The 18,559-nt window shown below is 60.7% G+C and carries 19 protein-coding genes; 4 read left to right on the top strand and 15 right to left on the bottom strand.

All coding sequences use genetic code 11. The features are described 5' to 3' along the window. Position 1: 1 nt before the first annotated feature. The 9 genes from AC02Y0_RS18940 to AC02Y0_RS18900 all read right to left on the bottom strand — a co-directional run bounded on the left by AC02Y0_RS18940 (position 2) and on the right by AC02Y0_RS18900 (position 10,428). Positions 2-736 carry a nucleotidyltransferase family protein gene (locus AC02Y0_RS18940; protein ID WP_476380451.1) on the bottom strand — a complete coding sequence of 245 codons (735 nt, stop codon included), beginning with the start codon at positions 734-736 and terminating at the stop codon, positions 2-4. Between the two features lie 5 nt (positions 737-741). After that, positions 742-2,271 carry a tRNA (adenosine(37)-N6)-threonylcarbamoyltransferase complex ATPase subunit type 1 TsaE gene (gene tsaE, locus AC02Y0_RS18935; protein ID WP_476380449.1) on the bottom strand — a complete coding sequence of 510 codons (1,530 nt, stop codon included), beginning with the start codon at positions 2,269-2,271 and terminating at the stop codon, positions 742-744. Then, the gene (locus AC02Y0_RS18930; protein WP_476384084.1) at positions 2,268-4,811 is read right to left on the bottom strand and encodes a PAS domain-containing sensor histidine kinase; all 2,544 of its coding nucleotides are present in this window, start codon (positions 4,809-4,811) and stop codon (positions 2,268-2,270) included. Before AC02Y0_RS18930 ends, tsaE begins: the two co-directional genes overlap by 4 nt. 240 nt (positions 4,812-5,051) lie before the next feature. Then, positions 5,052-6,449, bottom strand: a complete 1,398-nt coding sequence (gene ahcY / locus AC02Y0_RS18925; protein WP_102021221.1) for an adenosylhomocysteinase — start codon at positions 6,447-6,449, stop codon at positions 5,052-5,054. Positions 6,450-6,610: 161 nt separating this feature from the next. Beyond that, positions 6,611-6,889 carry an HPr family phosphocarrier protein gene (locus AC02Y0_RS18920; protein WP_172450213.1) on the bottom strand — a complete coding sequence of 93 codons (279 nt, stop codon included), beginning with the start codon at positions 6,887-6,889 and terminating at the stop codon, positions 6,611-6,613. A 4-nt stretch (positions 6,890-6,893) separates the two neighbouring features. Beyond that, on the bottom strand, positions 6,894-7,295 hold the full coding sequence (locus AC02Y0_RS18915; RefSeq protein WP_102021222.1) for a PTS sugar transporter subunit IIA: 402 nt from the start codon (positions 7,293-7,295) through the stop codon (positions 6,894-6,896). Between the two features lie 117 nt (positions 7,296-7,412). Further along, positions 7,413-7,871 (bottom strand): HPr kinase/phosphorylase, encoded by a 459-nt coding sequence (locus AC02Y0_RS18910; RefSeq protein ID WP_476380447.1) that lies wholly within the window; start codon positions 7,869-7,871, stop codon positions 7,413-7,415. Next, positions 7,868-9,649: a stimulus-sensing domain-containing protein gene (locus AC02Y0_RS18905; RefSeq protein ID WP_476380445.1), complete on the bottom strand. Its 1,782-nt coding sequence runs from the start codon at positions 9,647-9,649 to the stop codon at positions 7,868-7,870. The genes AC02Y0_RS18910 and AC02Y0_RS18905 overlap by 4 nt, the downstream gene beginning before the upstream one ends. Positions 9,650-9,702: 53 nt before the next feature. Further along, positions 9,703-10,428, bottom strand: coding sequence for a response regulator transcription factor (locus AC02Y0_RS18900; protein ID WP_210200169.1), 726 nt, complete (start codon positions 10,426-10,428; stop codon positions 9,703-9,705). A gap of 339 nt (positions 10,429-10,767) precedes the next feature. Between AC02Y0_RS18900 and AC02Y0_RS18895 the strand changes: the two genes are divergently transcribed. The 3 genes from AC02Y0_RS18895 to AC02Y0_RS18885 all read left to right on the top strand — a co-directional run bounded on the left by AC02Y0_RS18895 (position 10,768) and on the right by AC02Y0_RS18885 (position 13,560). Then, entirely contained in the window at positions 10,768-12,378 is a 1,611-nt protein-coding gene (locus tag AC02Y0_RS18895) for a phosphoenolpyruvate carboxykinase (protein WP_476380444.1), read from the top strand. 115 nt (positions 12,379-12,493) lie between these two features. Beyond that, complete coding sequence (gene arfB, locus AC02Y0_RS18890; protein WP_102021295.1) at positions 12,494-12,928, top strand: alternative ribosome rescue aminoacyl-tRNA hydrolase ArfB; 435 nt, start codon at positions 12,494-12,496, stop codon at positions 12,926-12,928. Between the two features lie 2 nt (positions 12,929-12,930). Next, entirely contained in the window at positions 12,931-13,560 is a 630-nt protein-coding gene (locus AC02Y0_RS18885) for an alpha-ketoglutarate-dependent dioxygenase AlkB (protein ID WP_476380442.1), read from the top strand. Between the two features lie 15 nt (positions 13,561-13,575). Here AC02Y0_RS18885 and coaA read toward each other — a convergent pair whose 3' ends face one another. The 6 genes from coaA to hisB all read right to left on the bottom strand — a co-directional run bounded on the left by coaA (position 13,576) and on the right by hisB (position 17,781). After that, positions 13,576-14,571, bottom strand: coding sequence for a type I pantothenate kinase (gene coaA / locus AC02Y0_RS18880; protein WP_476380440.1), 996 nt, complete (start codon positions 14,569-14,571; stop codon positions 13,576-13,578). Continuing rightward, a complete protein-coding gene (locus tag AC02Y0_RS18875; protein ID WP_476380438.1) occupies positions 14,568-14,891 on the bottom strand; it encodes a phosphoribosyl-ATP diphosphatase in 324 nt (107 codons plus the stop codon). Before AC02Y0_RS18875 ends, coaA begins: the two co-directional genes overlap by 4 nt. Before the next feature lie 16 nt (positions 14,892-14,907). Then, a complete protein-coding gene (gene hisF / locus AC02Y0_RS18870) occupies positions 14,908-15,684 on the bottom strand; it encodes an imidazole glycerol phosphate synthase subunit HisF (RefSeq protein ID WP_069042711.1) in 777 nt (258 codons plus the stop codon). Positions 15,685-15,694: 10 nt separating this feature from the next. After that, entirely contained in the window at positions 15,695-16,429 is a 735-nt protein-coding gene (gene hisA / locus AC02Y0_RS18865; RefSeq protein WP_476380436.1) for a 1-(5-phosphoribosyl)-5-[(5-phosphoribosylamino)methylideneamino]imidazole-4-carboxamide isomerase, read from the bottom strand. 17 nt (positions 16,430-16,446) lie between these two features. After that, entirely contained in the window at positions 16,447-17,097 is a 651-nt protein-coding gene (gene hisH, locus AC02Y0_RS18860; RefSeq protein WP_476380434.1) for an imidazole glycerol phosphate synthase subunit HisH, read from the bottom strand. An 87-nt stretch (positions 17,098-17,184) separates the two neighbouring features. After that, positions 17,185-17,781 carry an imidazoleglycerol-phosphate dehydratase HisB gene (gene hisB / locus AC02Y0_RS18855; RefSeq protein WP_076397083.1) on the bottom strand — a complete coding sequence of 199 codons (597 nt, stop codon included), beginning with the start codon at positions 17,779-17,781 and terminating at the stop codon, positions 17,185-17,187. A gap of 200 nt (positions 17,782-17,981) precedes the next feature. Between hisB and hslV the strand changes: the two genes are divergently transcribed. Next, on the top strand, positions 17,982-18,509 hold the full coding sequence (gene hslV, locus AC02Y0_RS18850; protein ID WP_476380432.1) for an ATP-dependent protease subunit HslV: 528 nt from the start codon (positions 17,982-17,984) through the stop codon (positions 18,507-18,509). Positions 18,510-18,559: the final 50 nt, after the last annotated feature.

Below are 18,559 nucleotides of genomic sequence, written 5' to 3'. Positions count from 1 at the left end.
CTCAGGCGCTCCTGCTGTATTGGGCAACCACGGCTTCGGCAGGCGCTATTGCGTCAGGCGTCCCGACCGTCAGCCATTGACCATTAAGGCTGGTGCCGAACAATCGTCCGGCGGCAATCGCACGATCAAAATAGATGTTGAGGTTGAAGGGGCCATCAGGCGCGTCGTGGAATAGATGCGGCATCAGCGCGAGAGCCCCGGCATAGACGACCGGGTTCGGGGCGCCGGTGATATAGCGGGTGAGCCGCCCGTCTTCCGCCATCGAGAAATCGTTCTTGCCATTGTGGCCTGTGGTGCGCTGTTCGTCGACACAGAGCATGCACATGTCCATGTGCGAGGGATCGAACTGCTGCGCAAGCCGGATCAGGTTGCTCGGCTCATCATGCTGTTCGCCGACCCAGAAGAGATCTGCATTCATGACGATTGCCGGCTGGTCATGATCCAGCAGCTTGAGGCCCTTTACCAGTCCACCGCCAGAATCCATCAGCGTGTCGCGCTCGTCCGAGATCCGGATCTCCGCGCGCTTCTCTTTAGCCAGATGCGCTTCCATCTGGTCGGCATGGTGATGGACATTCACCACGATCGTTTCCACGCCGGCTTCAACGAGCGCGTCGAGCACATAGTCGATCATCGGCTTGCCGCCGATGCGGACCAGCGGCTTCGGCATTGTCTCTGTAATGGGGCGCATCCGCGTACCGAGTCCGGCCGCGAGCACCATGGCTTGCTTGATGATCATTTTGCTCAGGCCGGTGATTCGGGAAGCTCGATTCCAGCCTCTAGGCACCAGTTCCGCAAGGGGGCGAGAACAGGATGCTCAAAAGCCACGTTGAGATGCCAGAGGGTCCGCTGCAGATGGCGCATATAGCCCGGCTTGCCGTCCCGTTCCTTGAGCCGGACCCAGAGCCCGTTCAGCTTGCAGGCTCGCTGCGCCGACATGATCGCCCAGCTCTTCAGAAATGCGCCTTCATCGAAGCCCGATATGCTCGACCGTGCGGAAAGATAGTCGGCCATCAATTGATCCATGAGCGGACGCTCGATCGTCACCCGCGCATCCTGAACGAGCGATACCACATCATAGGCGGCTGGCCCGATCATGGCGTCCTGGAAGTCGATCAACCCGACCCTGTCATGGCCTTCGCGGTCGTCCCGCCAGATGATATTGGGCGAGTGGAAGTCACGCATCACGATGGATGTGTCGGCATCCGCCAGTTCGTCGATTAACTGGTCCCAGATGGCGAGATAGCGCGTACGCTCTTCCGTCGTTACCGGTTTGCCATCCCGTTTCCAGGGCAGGTGCCAATCGAGGAGCAGTTCGGCCTCGAATTTCATGGCTGCGCGATCGAAATCCGGGATCCTGTGCCGATGACCGCCCGGTATGGCGATTTCTCTATCGAACGGCGTGTCGTGGATTGCTGCAAGGCAAGCGGCACTGGCACGGTAGCGCTCCGCAATCGGCTTGCCCTGATGGTCGAGCACGCCGTCTTCGCCCAGATCTTCCAGAAGCAGGATGCCTGCGTCAAGGTCCTGGGCCAGCACTTTCGGTGCCGCAAATCCCCGCTCTCTCAAAGCCTGGCCGATGGCGACGAAAGGCCGGACATCCTCTGCGAGATGCACGAGTTGCGAATACGGTTTCCCGTCGCGGATCGGCGGACCATTCGGCCGTTTGGGCGCGTCCATCAGAACAAGACGCGGCTCCCCTGCAGCCGGGTAGACATGTTCATAGGCGCGGTTGGAGGCGTCGCCCGTCAGGTGGCGTCTGTGCGCATCCTTACAGGCGTTTGCGTCGAGGAAGCGTCTGATATCCGCAACGCGGCGCAGCCTTGCCAGTTTCGCTTCCGGAGCCCGGATGGACAGGTCCCGACCACCGTCGGACGCAAATGCGACACAGATCTCGATCCGGTTCTTCGGTAGCGCGCGGCCAGCTTTGCCTGGCCATTCAACGAGGCAGATGCCCTCGGCCAAGGCCTCCTCCAGACCGAGTTCGTCGAGCTCGCTCGGATCGGACAGGCGGTAGAGATCGAAATGCGCGACGGGGATCCGCAGCTCGTAGTTCTGGACCAGCGTAAAGGTCGGACTTGGAACCTCCAGATCCGGATCCTCCGCAAGGGCTCGGATCAAGGCTCGGCTCAGCGTGGATTTTCCGGCCCCAAGGTCGCCCTCAAGCGCGATGCAATCACCGACCTGAAGTGCAAGAAGCAAATCCTCGCCGAACAGTGCGGTGGCACGGTCGTCGGCGAGGTGGATGGCAAGCGGGGTGGGCTCGGCGCTCATTCGGCGGCGGCGATCATCTGCGGTAGACTGGCAGAAGGAATGCGGCAGTGGACCGTGGTTCCGCGGCCCGGCTCGCTTTCGATCTTCACTTCACCCTTGTGCAGGTTGACGAAGCTCTGGACGATCGAGAGACCAAGACCCGGCCCGCTACGCTTGCCGCCCTTGGCGCTTGTCGAAAAGCGGTCAAAGGCCGAGGACACAAGGTCGGCGCTCATGCCGCAGCCGTTGTCACTCACGGAAAAGGCGAAATCATTGGCCTCGCGCCAGCACTTCATCGAGACGACCGAGCCTTCGGGGGCGTAATTCACGGCATTGGTCAGGATCTTGATAAGGATCTGTTTTAACCGCTGCCGGTCGGCAATCAGATGACCAAGCTGCGCGGGAGCCGCGATCTCCAGCGTCACGCCGCCTTCCTGCAATCTGTCGGTCATCTGCATCGAGACATCGTCGAGAAGATCGCTCAGATCGATTTCCGAATAGTCCAGCTGCATGATGCCGGCATCGACAGTCGCGAGATCGAGAATGTCGTTGACGATGGTCAGCAGTACCGAAGACGAGGTCGAGATATGGTCGATATATTCGGCCTGCCGCTCGTTGAGCGGGCCGATCGTCGGTGTCTTGAGGAGATCGGTGAAGCCGATGATGTTGGTCAGCGGCGAGCGCAGCTCGTAGGAGACGTGCTGGACGAAATCGTTCTTCAGCTCGTCTGCCTTCTGCAGCGCTTCGTTCTTCTCCTTCAGCGCCCGTTCCGCACGAACGCTGTCGGTCATGTTCACGAAGGTGAGCATGGTCTGAGCATTCGGCAGCGGCGTCACGGCATAATCCAGCACCAGACCGGAATAGAGCTCCAGTGTACCCTGACTTGACGGACGCTCGTCCTCGAAGCTGGTGATCATCTTGCCGAACGCCTTCCAGCCGTCCGGCTTGTCATAGGACGTCCCGCAGGCAGCTTCGAGCAGCCTGATGTGGGTGCCAACAGCGGCCTGCGCTTCGGTGATGCCCCAGAGGGCGCGGAAGGCGGGATTGGACAGCTGTATACGGCCATCTGGACCAAAGACGGCGACGCCTTCGGACAGGTGGTCGATGGTTTCACCCTGCACCTGCACGAGCGTGTTGTAGCGGGTCTCCAGATTGACCTGTTCCGTGAGGTTTTCGAACACCCAGGTGGCGCCACCCTGCGGATGGGCAGACGCAATCACCCGAAGCGTCTGGCCGTTTGGCAGATGCCAGAGGTCCGTCTGCGTCTCCAGAGCGCGGTAGACGGAAAGGCAATTTTCCTTCCAAGCCTTCCAGCTCAGCTGTTCCGGCAGCTTATGCGCCGCACGAAGCCGATCCAGCAGTTCGGCATGATCGGGCCGGCTTTCGAGGAACTTGGCTTCGAGACCCCAAAGCTGCTGGAAAGCCTGGTTGTAGAATTGCAGGCGGCGGTCGGCGTCGAAGATTGCCACCGGCGTTGCCAGATGGTCCAGCGTATCGGCATGGCTCTTCAGCGTCCGGGTCAGGTCTTCCCGAAGCGTCTCTGCGGACGAGACGTCGATCGCCATGCCACAGGAGCCCGCAGGACCCCTCACATCGACAACATCGAAGAAGGTCCGCGCGCCACGAACGGCCGTCGAAACGGTATCCTGGAAGGGTGATTCCGGGGTCGCTGACGCCTTGATCTTTTCTCGGGTGAGGGTGCCCAGAATTTCGCGCCCCTCCTGCACCGCCTGTTGCGGCGAGCTTGCCTCCACGGCGTCGCTATAGGCCTGGTTGACCCAGACCAGACGGCCTTCACCGTCGCGCTGCCAGACAGGCTGTTCGATCGAATCGAGCAGCGATTCAAAGGTTGCAATCGAGCTACGCAGGCGGTTGCGCTCGATCTTCAGTTCGGCCAGTTCGGCACGCAGGTTGTCGAGGGCAACGAAATGCGCATAGGCGCGGCCGCCGTAGAGCTTGCCTTGGACCTCCAGAACTTCACCGCGCTGAGTTTCGACGACCAGATCGAAGGACTTGGCATTCAGCCGCAGACCTTCGATGGCGCGTTCGACTTCGCTTGCAGAGTGTGGCTTAAGCCAGCGGCCGAAAGCCAGAAAGTCCGGATCCTGCTGGGGAGCGCCTGTCTCCGCCGGAAGCTGGCCGAGCAGTTCTGCTTTTCCGTTATGGCCTTCCCAGATGACCGTGCGTCGGTTCTTGTCGGCGATCAGGGTCTGGTACCGAGAGATCTTGTGCTGGCTGTCCGAAAAAGCCGAGCGCAGTTCGCGCACTTCGACATCAAGCCTGTTGCGCTGGCGAAGCAGAACGGCGGCGAAGATCAGGGCTGCGGAAACCGATCCGAGGAGTACGGCATAGCCCGCCACATCGGCGCTGTCGAAGCCGCGCAGCGGAGCCGCAGCGGTTTGGGCATGCGCGAGGCCGGGCGTGATGATGCCCGCAAGTGCGCTACCGCAAGTCAGCAAGCGGCGCATGGCTGCCACGGCTGGGCGCTGTGCGACCTTGCGCAGCACCGCGGTTGTCAGGTCTGAAGTTGGCCGCCAGAGGCTTGGAAAACCGGCCGTCATAGCCGTATCCCGCTGACGCGGGGCGCGTTGATGTACCGACATTCTCGGTCTGTCTCCGTCTTATTATGTGCCGCATCGTCGACAAGACATCCGTATCCGCGGAGCGCTCGTGCAGTCCACGAATCAAGTTCTAAAACAATACCTTTGATGGATAGGGTCGGGAAGGCCGGGGCCCAAAAAAGAAAGCGGCGCCCTTGTCAAGGCGCCGCCCACTAGATGTAGATATTATCCAGCTATATTTTAATAGCGATAGTGTTCTGACTTGAACGGACCCTGGGTCGTGACGCCGATATAGGCTGCCTGTTCGTCCGAAAGCTGCGTCAGCTTCACGCCGAGCTTTTCGAGGTGCAGACGAGCGACCTTTTCGTCGAGGTGCTTCGGCAGGACATAGACGCCCGGCTTGTATTCATCGTTCTTCGCAAACAGCTCGATCTGGCCGAGAACCTGGTTGGTGAACGAGGCCGACATGACGAAGGACGGGTGACCGGTTGCGTTGCCGAGGTTCAGCAGGCGGCCTTCCGAGAGCAGGATCATGCGGTTGCCCTTCGGGAACTCGATCATGTCGACCTGCGGCTTGATGTTCGTCCAACGCAGGTTCTTCAGGGAAGCGACCTGGATCTCGTTGTCGAAGTGGCCGATGTTGCCGACGATCGCCATGTCCTTCATCTCGCGCATGTGCTCGATGCGGATGACGTCCTTGTTGCCGGTGGTCGTGATGAAGATGTCGGCCGAGGAAACGACGTCCTCGAGCGTGACAACTTCAAAGCCGTCCATGGCGGCCTGCAGGGCGCAGATCGGGTCGACTTCCGTCACCTTCACGCGGGCGCCGGCGCCACGCAGCGAAGCGGCCGAACCCTTGCCGACGTCGCCGTAGCCGCAGACGACGGCAACCTTGCCGGCCATCATCACGTCGGTACCGCGACGAATGCCGTCAACCAGCGATTCCTTGCAGCCATACTTGTTGTCGAACTTGGACTTCGTGACCGAGTCGTTGACGTTGATCGCCGGGAAGGGGAGGAGGCCCTTCTTGGCGAGTTCGTAAAGGCGGTGCACGCCCGTGGTGGTTTCTTCGGTCACGCCCTTGATGGCATCGCGCTGCTTGGTGAACCAGCCAGGCGTAGCGGCCAGACGCTTCTTGATCTGCGCGACCAGAATTTCTTCTTCTTCCGACTGCGGGTTCGAAAGAACGTCCTCACCGGCTTCGGCGCGGGCACCGAGCAGGATGTACATGGTGGCGTCGCCACCGTCGTCGAGGATCATGTTGGACAGGCCACCGTCAGTCCACTGGAAGATCTTGTCGGTGTAGTCCCAATAGTCCGTCAGCGACTCGCCCTTGATCGCGAAGACCGGAATGCCGGCAGCAGCAATTGCTGCCGCAGCATGGTCCTGCGTCGAGAAGATGTTGCAGGATGCCCAACGGACCTCGGCGCCGAGCGCGACAAGCGTCTCGATCAGGACTGCCGTCTGGATCGTCATGTGCAGCGAACCGGTGATGCGCGCACCCTTCAGCGGCTTGCTCGCCCCGAATTCTTCGCGGCAGGCCATCAGGCCCGGCATTTCGGTTTCAGCGATGCTGATTTCCTTGCGGCCAAAATCGGCAAGACCGATATCGGCGATCACATAGTCATGTTTGCTCATGGGGTTCTCCGGCTGGATCCGATCCGATCCGCAATTCATGGCGGATGGACAAACTGGCTCTCCCGCAGATCTGTCTGCAGGGCTTGGTCGTCTTCTAGCAGGGAAAGGCATTAAACGCAATCTGACATAAAGAAGTCTTTATGTCTTTATGTCGCGATGCTTTACATCTCTTCACCAAAGCGATCGGCGACGAGCGCCGAGAGGGCATTCATCACATCCTGCGCCTGGTTGCCCGAGGCGGAGACTGAGATGGAGCAGCCGGGGCTGGCAGCCAGCATCATGAGCCCCATGATCGACGTGCCGCCGACGGTGGTGCCGTCTTTCGAAACGCTGACCGTCGCGTCAAAGCCGCTGACGGTCTGAACGAATTTGGCCGAGGCCCGGGCGTGGAGGCCGCGTTTGTTGATGATCAGCAGATCACGCGAGATCATGTCGCTCATCGTTTCACTTACCACTCAACACGCGGCTTGCGACATTGATGTATTTCCGTCCGGCTTCCGAAGCCTCTACGAGCGAGCGATCCATGTCGTTATCGCCACGAACGCCCGCAAGCTTGATCAGCATCGGGAGATTGACCCCGGCGATGACTTCGATGCGACCGGTGTTCATGACGGAGATGGCGAGATTGGAAGGCGTGCCGCCGAACATGTCGGTCAGGATGATGACGCCATGTCCATCATCCGCGCGCAAGACTGCATCGAGAATGTCCTGGCGGCGCTGATCCATGTCATCTTCGGGGCCGATCGAAACGGTCTCGATGAATTTCTGTGGGCCTACGACATGCTCCACCGCGTGGTGAAACTCTTCAGCCAGCTTGCCATGCGTGACAAGCACAAGTCCGATCATTCTTAACTGCCCCTTAGCGCAACTCTCGCCGAATAGCTCAAGATTGGCGTTTCGTCCATCAGTGGGTCGCCATCTTGTCGATCAAAGCGGGAAGTGCAAGCCAAAACAGCGTGTGTTTCATCCGGTTGTCTGCAGACTGCGGATCCGTGCGAAGATCAAGCTCAGCGGAAATCGGCTCCACAAGGGCAATCGGATGGCCGGCAGACGGATGGCGGGAGTGATGTCGGCGACCTCATCATCAGGCGGAAGCCGGTCCACCTCATCGCCTGATACCGGCAGGATCGCGTAGTGCAGATCCGCCTCGGCAACATGAGCGACGGAGACGATGCCGCTGTAGCGCAACTCCATCAGTCCGCGGATCGAGCCAGGACCCGCCCCGATGATCGTATCGCCGCGCTTCGACACCAGCACGCGGTCATCGGAGATCAGCGCACAGGGGCATCCCATCAGCCTGGCCTCTGACAGACAATCGAAAGCAAGGCTCGATTTGCCGCTTCCAGATGGTCCGAGGAAGAGAAGCCCGATGCCATCCACGGTGATCGCCGTCCCGTGAATGTTCGCAGGCGTTTCGCTCATGTGAGCGTGCCCACAGGCAGCGACAGGACGAAGCGAGCGCCGGTAATGCGGCCCGTTGCCGGATCCATCACATTTTCGGCCCTCAACGTGCCACCATGCGCTTCTGCAATCTGCCGGCTGATCGAAAGACCAAGGCCGGAGTTCTGGCCGAAGCTCTCGCCCTCGGGGCGGTCGGTGTAGAAGCGCTCGAAGATGCGGTCGATGTCTTCGGCCTGAATGCCGGGACCGTTGTCCTCGACCTGGATGAGGCATCGGCTCTTGTTGCGCGAAAGCTTGACCAGGATCCGACCTGTCTCCTCCGGCACGAAGGAGCGGGCGTTTTCGATCAGATTGGTCACGATCTGGCCGAGGCGGAGATCATGCCCGTTGACGAGGAAATTCTGGTTCGAACCCTGCTTATGGTCCACCACGCAGTCGATCTTGACCACCTTCTTGCCGCTGCGGATCTCCCGAGAGATATCGACAAGGCTCGAGACCAACACCTCCAGATCAACCGGCTTGGCATCCGAGCGCGCAAGCTCGGCGTCGAGCCGCGATGCATCCGAGATATCGCTGATCAGACGGTCGAGGCGCCGGACATCGTGCTGGATAATGTCCATCAGCCGCTGCCGGGATTGATCGGTCTTTGCCAGAGGCAGCGTTTCGACGGCCGAACGCAGCGATGTCAGCGGGTTTTTCAACTCGTGGCTGACATCGGCTGCAAAGCTCTCGATCGCATCGATGCGGTCGTAAAGTGCGGTCGTCATCTCGCGAAGTGCGATGGAGAGGTTGCCGATTTCGTCCTGACGGATCGAGAAGTCCGGGATCTCCTCGCGTTCCTTGGCACCACGGCGAACGCGGATGGCCGCAGCCGAAAGCCTGCGCAACGGGTTGGCGATGGTCGAGGACAAAAGCAGCGACACGACAATGTTGACCAGCGTTGCCACGCCGAAAACGCGGAGGATGGCGAGGCGTTCTGCATGCACGATCTTGTCGATATCGCCGGCCTGGGTGGAGAGCAGCAGCACGCCGAGCACCGCACGTGACCGTTGGACGGGAACCGCCACCGAGACGATCAACTCGCCCTGATCTGTCACGCGAACCACGGCGCCGCGCACGCCGGTCAGCGCGTTCATCACCTCGGGATAGATCGAGCCGTCTCCGCCCGGCGCTTCGCGGTAAACCGGCAGGTTTCCGGGCTGCAGGATGGTATTGAAGAGGCGGGTGATCCAGTCGGTGAAGCTGGTGGAATCGTTGTCGACGGGTGGAAGGTCGAAGCGCAGTACCTGGCCGCGCGAATAGAGGTGCCGGGAATCGAGCAGAAGGTTGGCATCGGCATCGAAGAGGCGGGCCCTGATACGGGTCGGCGAGATCAGGCGCCGAAGCACCGGCGCCACGCGTTCCGGATTGATCGGGAATTCCAGATCCTCGTCGTTCGGAACAGGCGTGATGCTCTGCCCGGCCTGGAGCTCGAGCAGCTTTTCCGGATCGATCGTGATCGAATTCGTGTCGACGGAGGCCGAAGCCGAGACGGCAGCGGCGATGATTTCGCCCTGAGTCAGTAGGCTCTCGACGCGCGCATCGATCAGCCCCTCGCGGAACTGGTTGAGATACATGATGCCGCCGACCAGCACGATCAATGCGGCAAGGTTGAAGAAGACGATACGGCGGGTCAGGCTCGAAAAGAGCGCGTGGCCGAAGATCCGACGGATCAGCGTGAAGGGGTGGGTGAACAGCCGACGCTGTTCGGAGCCGGATTCCGGCTCCTCCAGATGTCCCTCGTCAACCTGCTGGGTCAAACCTTTACCTTTCGCCCGTCTGTATTGGCCGAAGCGGCCATGACGACGAGACCTTACGCTGCTTCGCGGAAGCGGTAGCCCACACCGTAAAGGGTTTCAATCATGTCGAAGTCGGTATCGACCATCTTGAACTTCTTGCGCAGCCGCTTGATGTGGCTGTCGATGGTGCGGTCATCGACATAGACCTGCTCGTCATAAGCCGCATCCATCAGCGCATCGCGGCTCTTCACGACGCCGGGGCGCTGTGCCAGCGAATGCAGGATCAGGAATTCGGTGACGGTCAGCGTGACCGGATCGCCCTTCCAGGTGCAGGTGTGGCGCTCCTGATCCATGACCAGCTGGCCACGCTCCAGCGTGCGCGCCTGTTGTTCTGGGCTCCCCTTTGCAGGGCCGCCACCGGCCGCCAGCGTCTCACGGCTTGCCGAGCGCCGCAGGATCGCCTTGACGCGCTCGACCAGCAGGCGCTGCGAGAAGGGTTTGGTGATGAAGTCGTCGGCGCCCATCTTCAGGCCAAAGAGTTCGTCGATCTCTTCGTCCTTGGAGGTGAGGAAGATCACCGGAATGTCGGATTTCTGACGCAGGCGGCGCAGGAGCTCCATCCCGTCCATACGCGGCATCTTGATGTCGAAGATGGCCAGCTGCGGCGGACGGGCGAGAAGACCGTCGAGAGCCGAGGCGCCGTCGGTGTAGGTTTCGACCTTGTAGCCTTCCGCTTCGAGTGCAATCGAAACCGAAGTCAGAATGTTGCGGTCGTCATCCACGAGGGCGATCGTCTGCATAGTGTACGTCTCCGTCATCGTTGCGCTGCTCCTGGTTCGTCCAGCCCAGCTCTGGTTCCATGGCAGTGCGATATGAGGATAAAGGTGGAACAAATTGTGGCAGAGGGGAAGGGGCGTGCCGAGCAGATTTCGGTCAAACGGCAATTTCGCTCCTCCGATCTCCGTCTTTCGACGTGGAATGGAAGCGGAACTAAACGATTTAAAAAGGCCATTTTCCAGTTTAAATCGATTAAATAATTGATATCATTATATTTTTTAGAGTGCCGCCTTGCTTTTCGAGCCGGTGCCGTTTAGTTTTCACTCATTCAGTTCTGGCCCATGTGAGAGGAAGGCGCACCCATGGAGGAATTCGGCGTGAGGAACCCGGCTGCGGGTATCGCGGATATCGGCTTGGGGAAGGCCGCCAGCGTTCGCTACAACTTCCTGGAGGCCGCTCTTTATGAAGAGGCTATCCGTCGCGGCGAGGCCGAGCTTACAGCCGATGGTGCGCTGCGCGCTCTGACCGGTCAGCACACGGGTCGCTCCGCCAAGGACAAGTTCGTCGTTCGCGATGCAAAGACCGACGACCAGATCTGGTGGGACAACAACAAGCCGATGTCGCCGGAGCATTTCGCCGTGCTGCATCAGGACATGCTGGCCCATGCCGAGGGCAGGGACCTCTTTGTTCAGGATCTGATTGGCGGCGCCGACGCAGACAACGCACTGCCGACCCGTGTCGTGACCGAATTCGCCTGGCACTCGCTCTTCATCCGCAACCTGCTGATCCGTCCCGAGCGTGAAGCTCTGGAAGGCTTCCTGCCCAAGTTGACGATCATCGATCTGCCGAGCTTCCGTGCCGATCCCGCCCGTCATGGTTGCCGCACCGAGACGGTTATCGCTTGCGACCTGACCAATGGCATCGTCCTCATCGGCGGCACATCCTATGCCGGCGAAATGAAGAAGTCGGTCTTCACCGTCCTCAACTACCTGCTGCCGTCCAAGGGCGTCATGCCGATGCATTGCTCGGCCAATGTCGGCCCTGATGGCGACGCAGCCGTCTTCTTCGGCCTCTCCGGCACCGGCAAGACCACGCTGTCGGCTGATCCGAAGCGCACCCTGATTGGTGACGATGAACATGGCTGGGGTGAAAACGGCATCTTCAACTTCGAAGGTGGCTGCTACGCCAAGACCATCCGTCTTTCGGCAGAAGCTGAACCGGAGATCTTCGCCACGACCAAGCGCTTCGGCACCGTGCTCGAAAACGTCATTCTGGACGAAAACCGCGTTCCGGACTTCAATGACGGCTCGCTGACGGAAAACACCCGCTGCGCTTACCCGCTGCATTTCATTCCGAATGCATCGGAGACCGGCATCGCACCGCATCCGAAGACGATCATCATGCTGACAGCGGATGCCTTCGGTGTTCTCCCGCCGATCGCCAAGCTGACGCCGGAACAGGCCATGTACCACTTCCTGTCCGGTTACACCGCGAAGGTTGCCGGCACCGAAAAGGGTGTCACCGAACCGGAAGCCACCTTCTCGACCTGCTTCGGCGCCCCCTTCATGCCGCGCCACCCGACGGAATACGGCAACCTGCTTCGCGATTTGATCGCACGTCACGAGGTCGATTGCTGGCTCGTCAACACCGGCTGGACCGGCGGCGCCTATGGGACCGGGAACCGCATGCCGATCAAGGCGACCCGTGCGCTTCTGACGGCTGCTCTGACCGGCGAGTTGAAGAAGGTTGAGATGCGTACGGATGCCAACTTCGGCTTCGCAGTTCCGGTCGCCGTGGGTGGCGTCGACACGAAGATCCTCGACCCACGCTCGACCTGGGCTGACGGCGTCGCCTACGACGCGCAGGCCAAGAAGCTGGTCGGCATGTTCATCGACAACTTCGCCAAGTTCGAAGCCCATGTCGACGGCAAGGTCCGCGACGCAGCCCCGGGCATTCGCTTCGCTGCCGAGTGATCTACTGATTTGACGACCATGAAGAGGCCCGGCAAGTTTGCCGGGCCTCTTCTGCTTCCGGCTTGCCTTTGAAGTCTTTGCGGCCGATATGGAAGCCGAGAAAGAGACCGATGACATGGCAAGCGAACCGCTAGAGATCAACAACCGCATAACGATCGCCGGCTGGGAGCTGACGGAGCAATTCGTGCTGGCCGGCGGCCCAGGCGGTCAGAATGTCAACAAGGTCTCGACCGCCGTTCAGCTCTTCTTCAATCTGCTCGGATCGCCCGCGCTGAATGATCGCGTGAAGCAGAATGCCGCGAAGCTTGCCGGCAAACGCCTGTCCAAGGAAGGCGTGCTGATGATTGAGGCCAGCCGCTTCCGCAGTCAGGACCGCAATCGCGAAGACGCCCGCGATCGCCTGAAGGAGCTGCTGCTCGAAGCGGCCAAGCCACCACCGCCGCCCCGCAAAAAGACCAAGCCCACCAAGGGCTCGATCGAACGGCGTCTTAAGGCAAAGTCCGGACGTTCAGATGTGAAGAAGATGCGCGGCAAGCCGGCGGGAGATTGAGCATGGCTGAAACCAAAGCCGAGATCAGCCTCCAATCCGGTCTTCGTTATCTCCCGGGCCGCCTGTCGCGGACCCAGCAGGAAGAGCTGGTCGATATCATTCGCGCGGTTGTGGTCGAGGCGCCGCTCTATGTTCCGGTAATGCCCGGCTCAGGCCGCCCTATGTCAGTCCGCATGACGAATTGCGGTCCGCTTGGCTGGGTGACCGACAAGGAGAGGGGTTATCGCTATCAGCCGTCTCATCCGCAGACGGCCAAGCCCTGGCCCGACATCCCCCCGGTTTTGCTCGACCTCTGGCGCGAGCTCTCAGGCCATCCGAAAGATCCCGAAGCCTGCCTCGTCAATTTCTATGCCGATGACGCCAAGATGGGCCTACATCAGGATCGAGATGAAACCGACTTGTCGGCGCCGGTCCTCTCGATCTCACTTGGAAACACCTGCCTGTTCCGCATCGGCGGCCTATCGCGCACCGACAGGACGAAATCCTTGAAGCTGGAAAGCGGCGATCTCTTCATCCTCGGAGGCGAAGGTCGACTGTGCTTCCATGGCGTCGACCGCATCTATCCTGGAACCTCGACCCTTCTGAAATCCGGCGGCCGCATCAACCTGACGCTTCGTCGGGTCAACCCATAGCCGGCGATCGATCGCTTACAGTTTTCTGAGTGCCACTGTCTCGACGAGGTGGTTATCACCCTTACGCAGGATCAGATCAGCCCGCGGACGCGTCGGCAGGATGTTCTCGCGCAGGTTCTTCAGGTTGATGTTTGCCCAGAGCCCCTCGGCGATCTCCTTGGCCTCATCCTCGCTGATCGTCGCATAGCGATGGAAGTAGGAGTTCGGATCTCTGAAGGCGGTCTGCCGGAGCTTCATGAAGCGTTCGACATACCAGCGATGGATCGCATTCTCATCCGCGTCGATATAGATCGAGAAGTCGAAGAAGTCCGAGACCATCGGCACGATCTTGCCATCTGCCGGCAGATTGCGCGACTGCAGAACGTTGATGCCCTCGAAGATCAGGATATCGGGCCGGTCGATCACGCGGTGCTCGTTCGGCAACACGTCATAGGTCAGGTGCGAATAGCTGGGCGCCTTGACGTTCGGCAGTCCGGCCTTGATCGCCGACAGGAAACGCAGGAGCGCCCCGATGTCGTAGCTTTCCGGGAAACCCTTGCGATTGAGGATGCCGTTCTTCACCAGATGGGCGTTGGGATAGAGGAAGCCGTCGGTGGTGACGAGATCTACCTTCGGGCTCGACGGCCAGCGGGCCAGGAGTTCCTTGAGGATACGCGCCGTCGTCGATTTGCCGACCGCTACCGATCCGGCAATGCCGATGACGAAGGGTGTCTTGAACACGTCCGACATGCTCAAGAAACGGTTGCGCTGCTCGAAAAGTAGCTGCGAGGATTCCACGTGTGACGACAGCAGGCGCGACAGCGAAAGATAGATCCGACGGACTTCGTCGAGGTCGATCGGGTCGTCGATAGAGCGCAGCCGCTTAACTTCATCAGCCGTCAGCGTCAGCGGCGTATCAGCGCGAAAATGCGCCCATTCCTCGCTGCCGAAGAACAGGTAGGGGGAATAGCCGTTCGCCTGAAAATGGTCGAGGACGTCTGGCGTTTCGGGGTCCCGCATAGCTATCGTCATGGATCCTGCCGACTGGCCTTCTCATTCAGGCCCGTCTGAGCGGTCCGACGCTCAAGTTCCTGCATCACTGCTTGTAAAGGGATGTCCGCAATTTTCAATACGACCATCAGGTGATAGAGCAAGTCCGCGCTCTCATAGACGAGGTTTTCGCGATCATCCTTGACCGCAGCCATAACAGCCTCGATCGCCTCTTCGCCCAGCTTCTTCGCCGCTTTCGCCTGCCCGCCCGCCACGAGTTTGGCCGTCCAGGATTGGCTCGGGTCCGCCTGAGCGCGGCTGGCGACGATGGCCTCCAGATCGGCAAGAGTGAACGTGCTCATGACAAGCCTTTCCGCGTCAGTCGAGACGCATGGCGATGCCGGCTGCGGCCATGTGGGCCTTGGCCTCTGCAATCGAATAGGTGCCGAAATGGAAGATCGATGCGGCAAGCACCGCGGTCGCATGACCATCGCGAATGCCGGCGACCAGATCATCGAGATTGCCAACGCCGCCGGAGGCGATGACGGGGACGCGAACGCTGTCTGCGATCGTGCGGGTGAGGCCGATGTCGTAACCGCTCTTGGTGCCGTCCCGGTCCATGGACGTGACCAGCAGTTCGCCGGCGCCGCGCTCGACCATCTTCACCGCGAATTCGACGGCATCGATCCCGGTCGGCTGGCGTCCGCCATGGGTGAAGATCTCCCAGCGATCCGTTTCGCCGGCAGCGGAAACCTTCTTCGCGTCGATCGAGACGACGATGCACTGGTTGCCGAACTTGTCAGCGGCTTCCGCGACGAAATCGGGGTTCTTTACCGCAGCCGAGTTGATCGACACCTTGTCGGCGCCGCAGAGCAGCAGCTTGCGGATATCGGCAACGGCGCGAACGCCACCGCCGACCGTCAGCGGCATGAAGCAATGATCGGCCGTCTGGGCAACCACGTCGAAGATCGTGTCGCGGTTGTCCGAGGATGCGGTGATGTCGAGAAAGCAGAGCTCGTCGGCGCCGGCGGCGTCGTAGGCTTTGGCCGCCTCGACCGGGTCACCGGCATCGATGAGATCGACGAAGTTCACGCCCTTGACGACGCGGCCGTCCTTGACGTCGAGGCAGGGGATCACACGGGCCTTGAGTGTCATTGTTTCCTCCTCAGCCTCTCGCAGCCTTGATCAGCGCGAGCGCCTCCGCAGGGTCGATGCGACCATCATAGAGCGCGCGACCGGAAATCGCACCTTCGAGCTTCTTCGCATCCGGTTCCAGCATCCGCTTGATGTCCTCGATCGAAGCGAGACCTCCGGACGCAATCACAGGGATCGAAACAGCAGCGGCCAGTTCCAGTGTCGAGGCCCAGTTGATACCGGTCAGGATTCCATCGCGGTCGATGTCGGTATAGATGATCGCCGCGACACCGGCGCCTTCGAAACGCTCTGCAAGTTCGATCACGCCGAGTTCGGAGGCTTCCGCCCAGCCTTCGACAGCAACCTTGCCGCCCTTCGCGTCGATTCCGACGGCGACCTTGCCCGGGAAGCGCTTGCAGGCTTCGAGGACGAGGGCCGGATCACGGACGGCGACCGTACCGAGGATCACCCGCGACAACCCGCGCGACAGCCAGCTCTCGATATGGTCGAGGGTGCGGATGCCGCCGCCGAGCTGCACCGGGTTTCTCGTCGCCTTCAGGATAGTATCGACGGCCGCGCCATTGACGCTTTCACCGGCAAAGGCACCGTTGAGGTCAACGACATGGAGCCATTCAAAGCCCTGGTCTTCGAAGGCCCGTGCCTGCGCGGCAGGATCAGGATTGTAGACGGTCGCCTGGTCCATATCGCCCAGCTTGAGGCGAACGCACTGGCCGTCCTTGAGGTCGATGGCGGGAAAGAGGATCATGAGTCTATCCGTGCCCTTCAGGGCGTCCAGGTCAGGAAATTGGCGATGAGCTTCAGGCCGAGTGCCTGGCTCTTCTCGGGATGGAATTGCGCACCCACCATGTTGTCGCGTCCGACAAATGCGGTCATCGCGCCACCGTAATCGGTCGTCGCGATCACATCCGCGGGCTTGTGCGCAGCCAGATGATAGGAATGCACGAAATAGGCGTGCAGCCCGTCCGGTCCGGTCGGAATGCCGTCAAACAAGGGATGCGGCCGGTTGAGCGTCAGCGTGTTCCAGCCGATCTGCGGGATCTTGAGGGACGCATCGGACGGCGTCATTTCGACCACGTCGCCTTCGATCCAGCCGAAGCCGTCGGTCACGGTTTTCTCGAGCCCGCGCGATGACATCAGCTGCATGCCGACGCAGATACCGAAGAAGGGACGGCCCTTTTTCTCGACAACGTCAGCGATCGCGTCATGCATGCCGGGGACCGCATCGAGTCCCCTACGGCAGTCGGCATAGGCCCCAACACCCGGAAGTACGATCCGGTCGGCGGTCGCGACCCTGTCTGCCTTGTCGGTGAGTTCGATCTCGGCGTTAAGGCCGGCCTCGCGGGCGGCCCGTTCGAAGGCCTTGGTGGCCGAGCGCAGATTGCCCGAACCGTAGTCGATGATAGCTACACGCATGTCTTCCAGTCCTTTCTGCTCAACGGTTCGGCTTCAACGTCCGAACCGGAGCAAGGTGGCAGTTTCCCCCGTGGGGGAAGCTGCCCCTTAAACCAGGGTGCCCTTGGTGGAGGGGATACGATTTGCCTGCCGCGGATCGACTTCGGTTGCTGTGCGAAGCGCGCGCGCGACCGCCTTGAAGCAGGTCTCGGCAATATGATGGTTGTTCGCGCCGTAATGGTTCAGCACATGCAGCGTGATCCCGGCGTTCTGGGCGAGAGCCTGGAAGAATTCGCGCACCAGCTCGGTGTCGAAGGTGCCGATCTTCGGGGCGCTGAAAGCGACGTTCCAGACCAGGAACGGACGACCGGAGACGTCGATGGCCGCCTTGGTCATCGTCTCGTCCATGGCAAGGTCAATCGACGCATAACGCGTGATGCCCTTGCGGTCGCCCAGCGCCTTGGAAATCGCCTGACCGAGCGCGATGCCAGTGTCTTCCACGGTGTGGTGATCGTCGATATGCAGGTCACCCTTCACATCGATGTCCATGTCGATGAGCGAATGGCGGCAGAGCTGGTCGAGCATGTGATCGAAGAAGCCCACGCCCGTCGAAATCTTACCCGTGCCGGTGCCGTCGATATGGACGGAAACCGAGACCGAGGTTTCGTTGGTCTTGCGGGAAACTTCGCCTTTACGCTCTGCCATTTGGCTGCTCCATGAGGATCTCGGCCCTCCCATAACAGCAGGGCGGTGAAATATCCAGAAGTTACATTGCGCTGCCGCAAGGCGGCGTCAGAGCTTTTGCCGCAGATTGCAATCGTCGAAAGCCCACTTACATAGGAACCGACAAACCGGGCCAGACAGCCCGTCCCACAAGGCCCGCAGAGGCGGGTGACAGGTGACTGATGACAACGATTATTACCGTACGCAAGGACGGCAAGGTGGTGATGGCCGGTGATGGCCAGGTCAGCCTCGGCCAGACCGTGATGAAGGGCAATGCGCGCAAGGTCCGCCGCATCGGCAAGGGCGGCGATGTAATCGCAGGCTTCGCCGGCGCGACTGCCGATGCCTTCACCCTGCTCGATCGTCTCGAAAAGAAGCTCGAGCAGTATCCCGGCCAGTTGATGCGCGCCGCCGTCGAGCTCGCGAAGGACTGGCGCACCGACAAGTATCTGCGCAATCTCGAAGCCATGATGCTGGTTGCCGACAAGTCGATCACGCTCGCGATCACCGGCAATGGCGACGTCCTGGAGCCTGAACACGGCACAATCGCGATCGGCTCTGGCGGCAACTTTGCCTATGCGGCTGCGCGCGCCCTGATGGATACCGATCGCTCGGCCGAAGATATCGCAACCCGTGCGCTGACGATCGCCGGCGAGATCTGCGTCTACACCAACAACAACATGGTGGTCGAAACCCTCGACGCCGACTGACGGCTGCCGAAAACGTCCCACCGCAATCGACGATGCGCGTTACCGCGGCA

The sequence above is a fragment of the Allorhizobium sp. nf9_anc genome (assembly GCF_056323085.1).
Note: the sequence above shows the minus strand (reverse complement) of the source record. Positions and strands in the feature narration are given on the sequence as shown.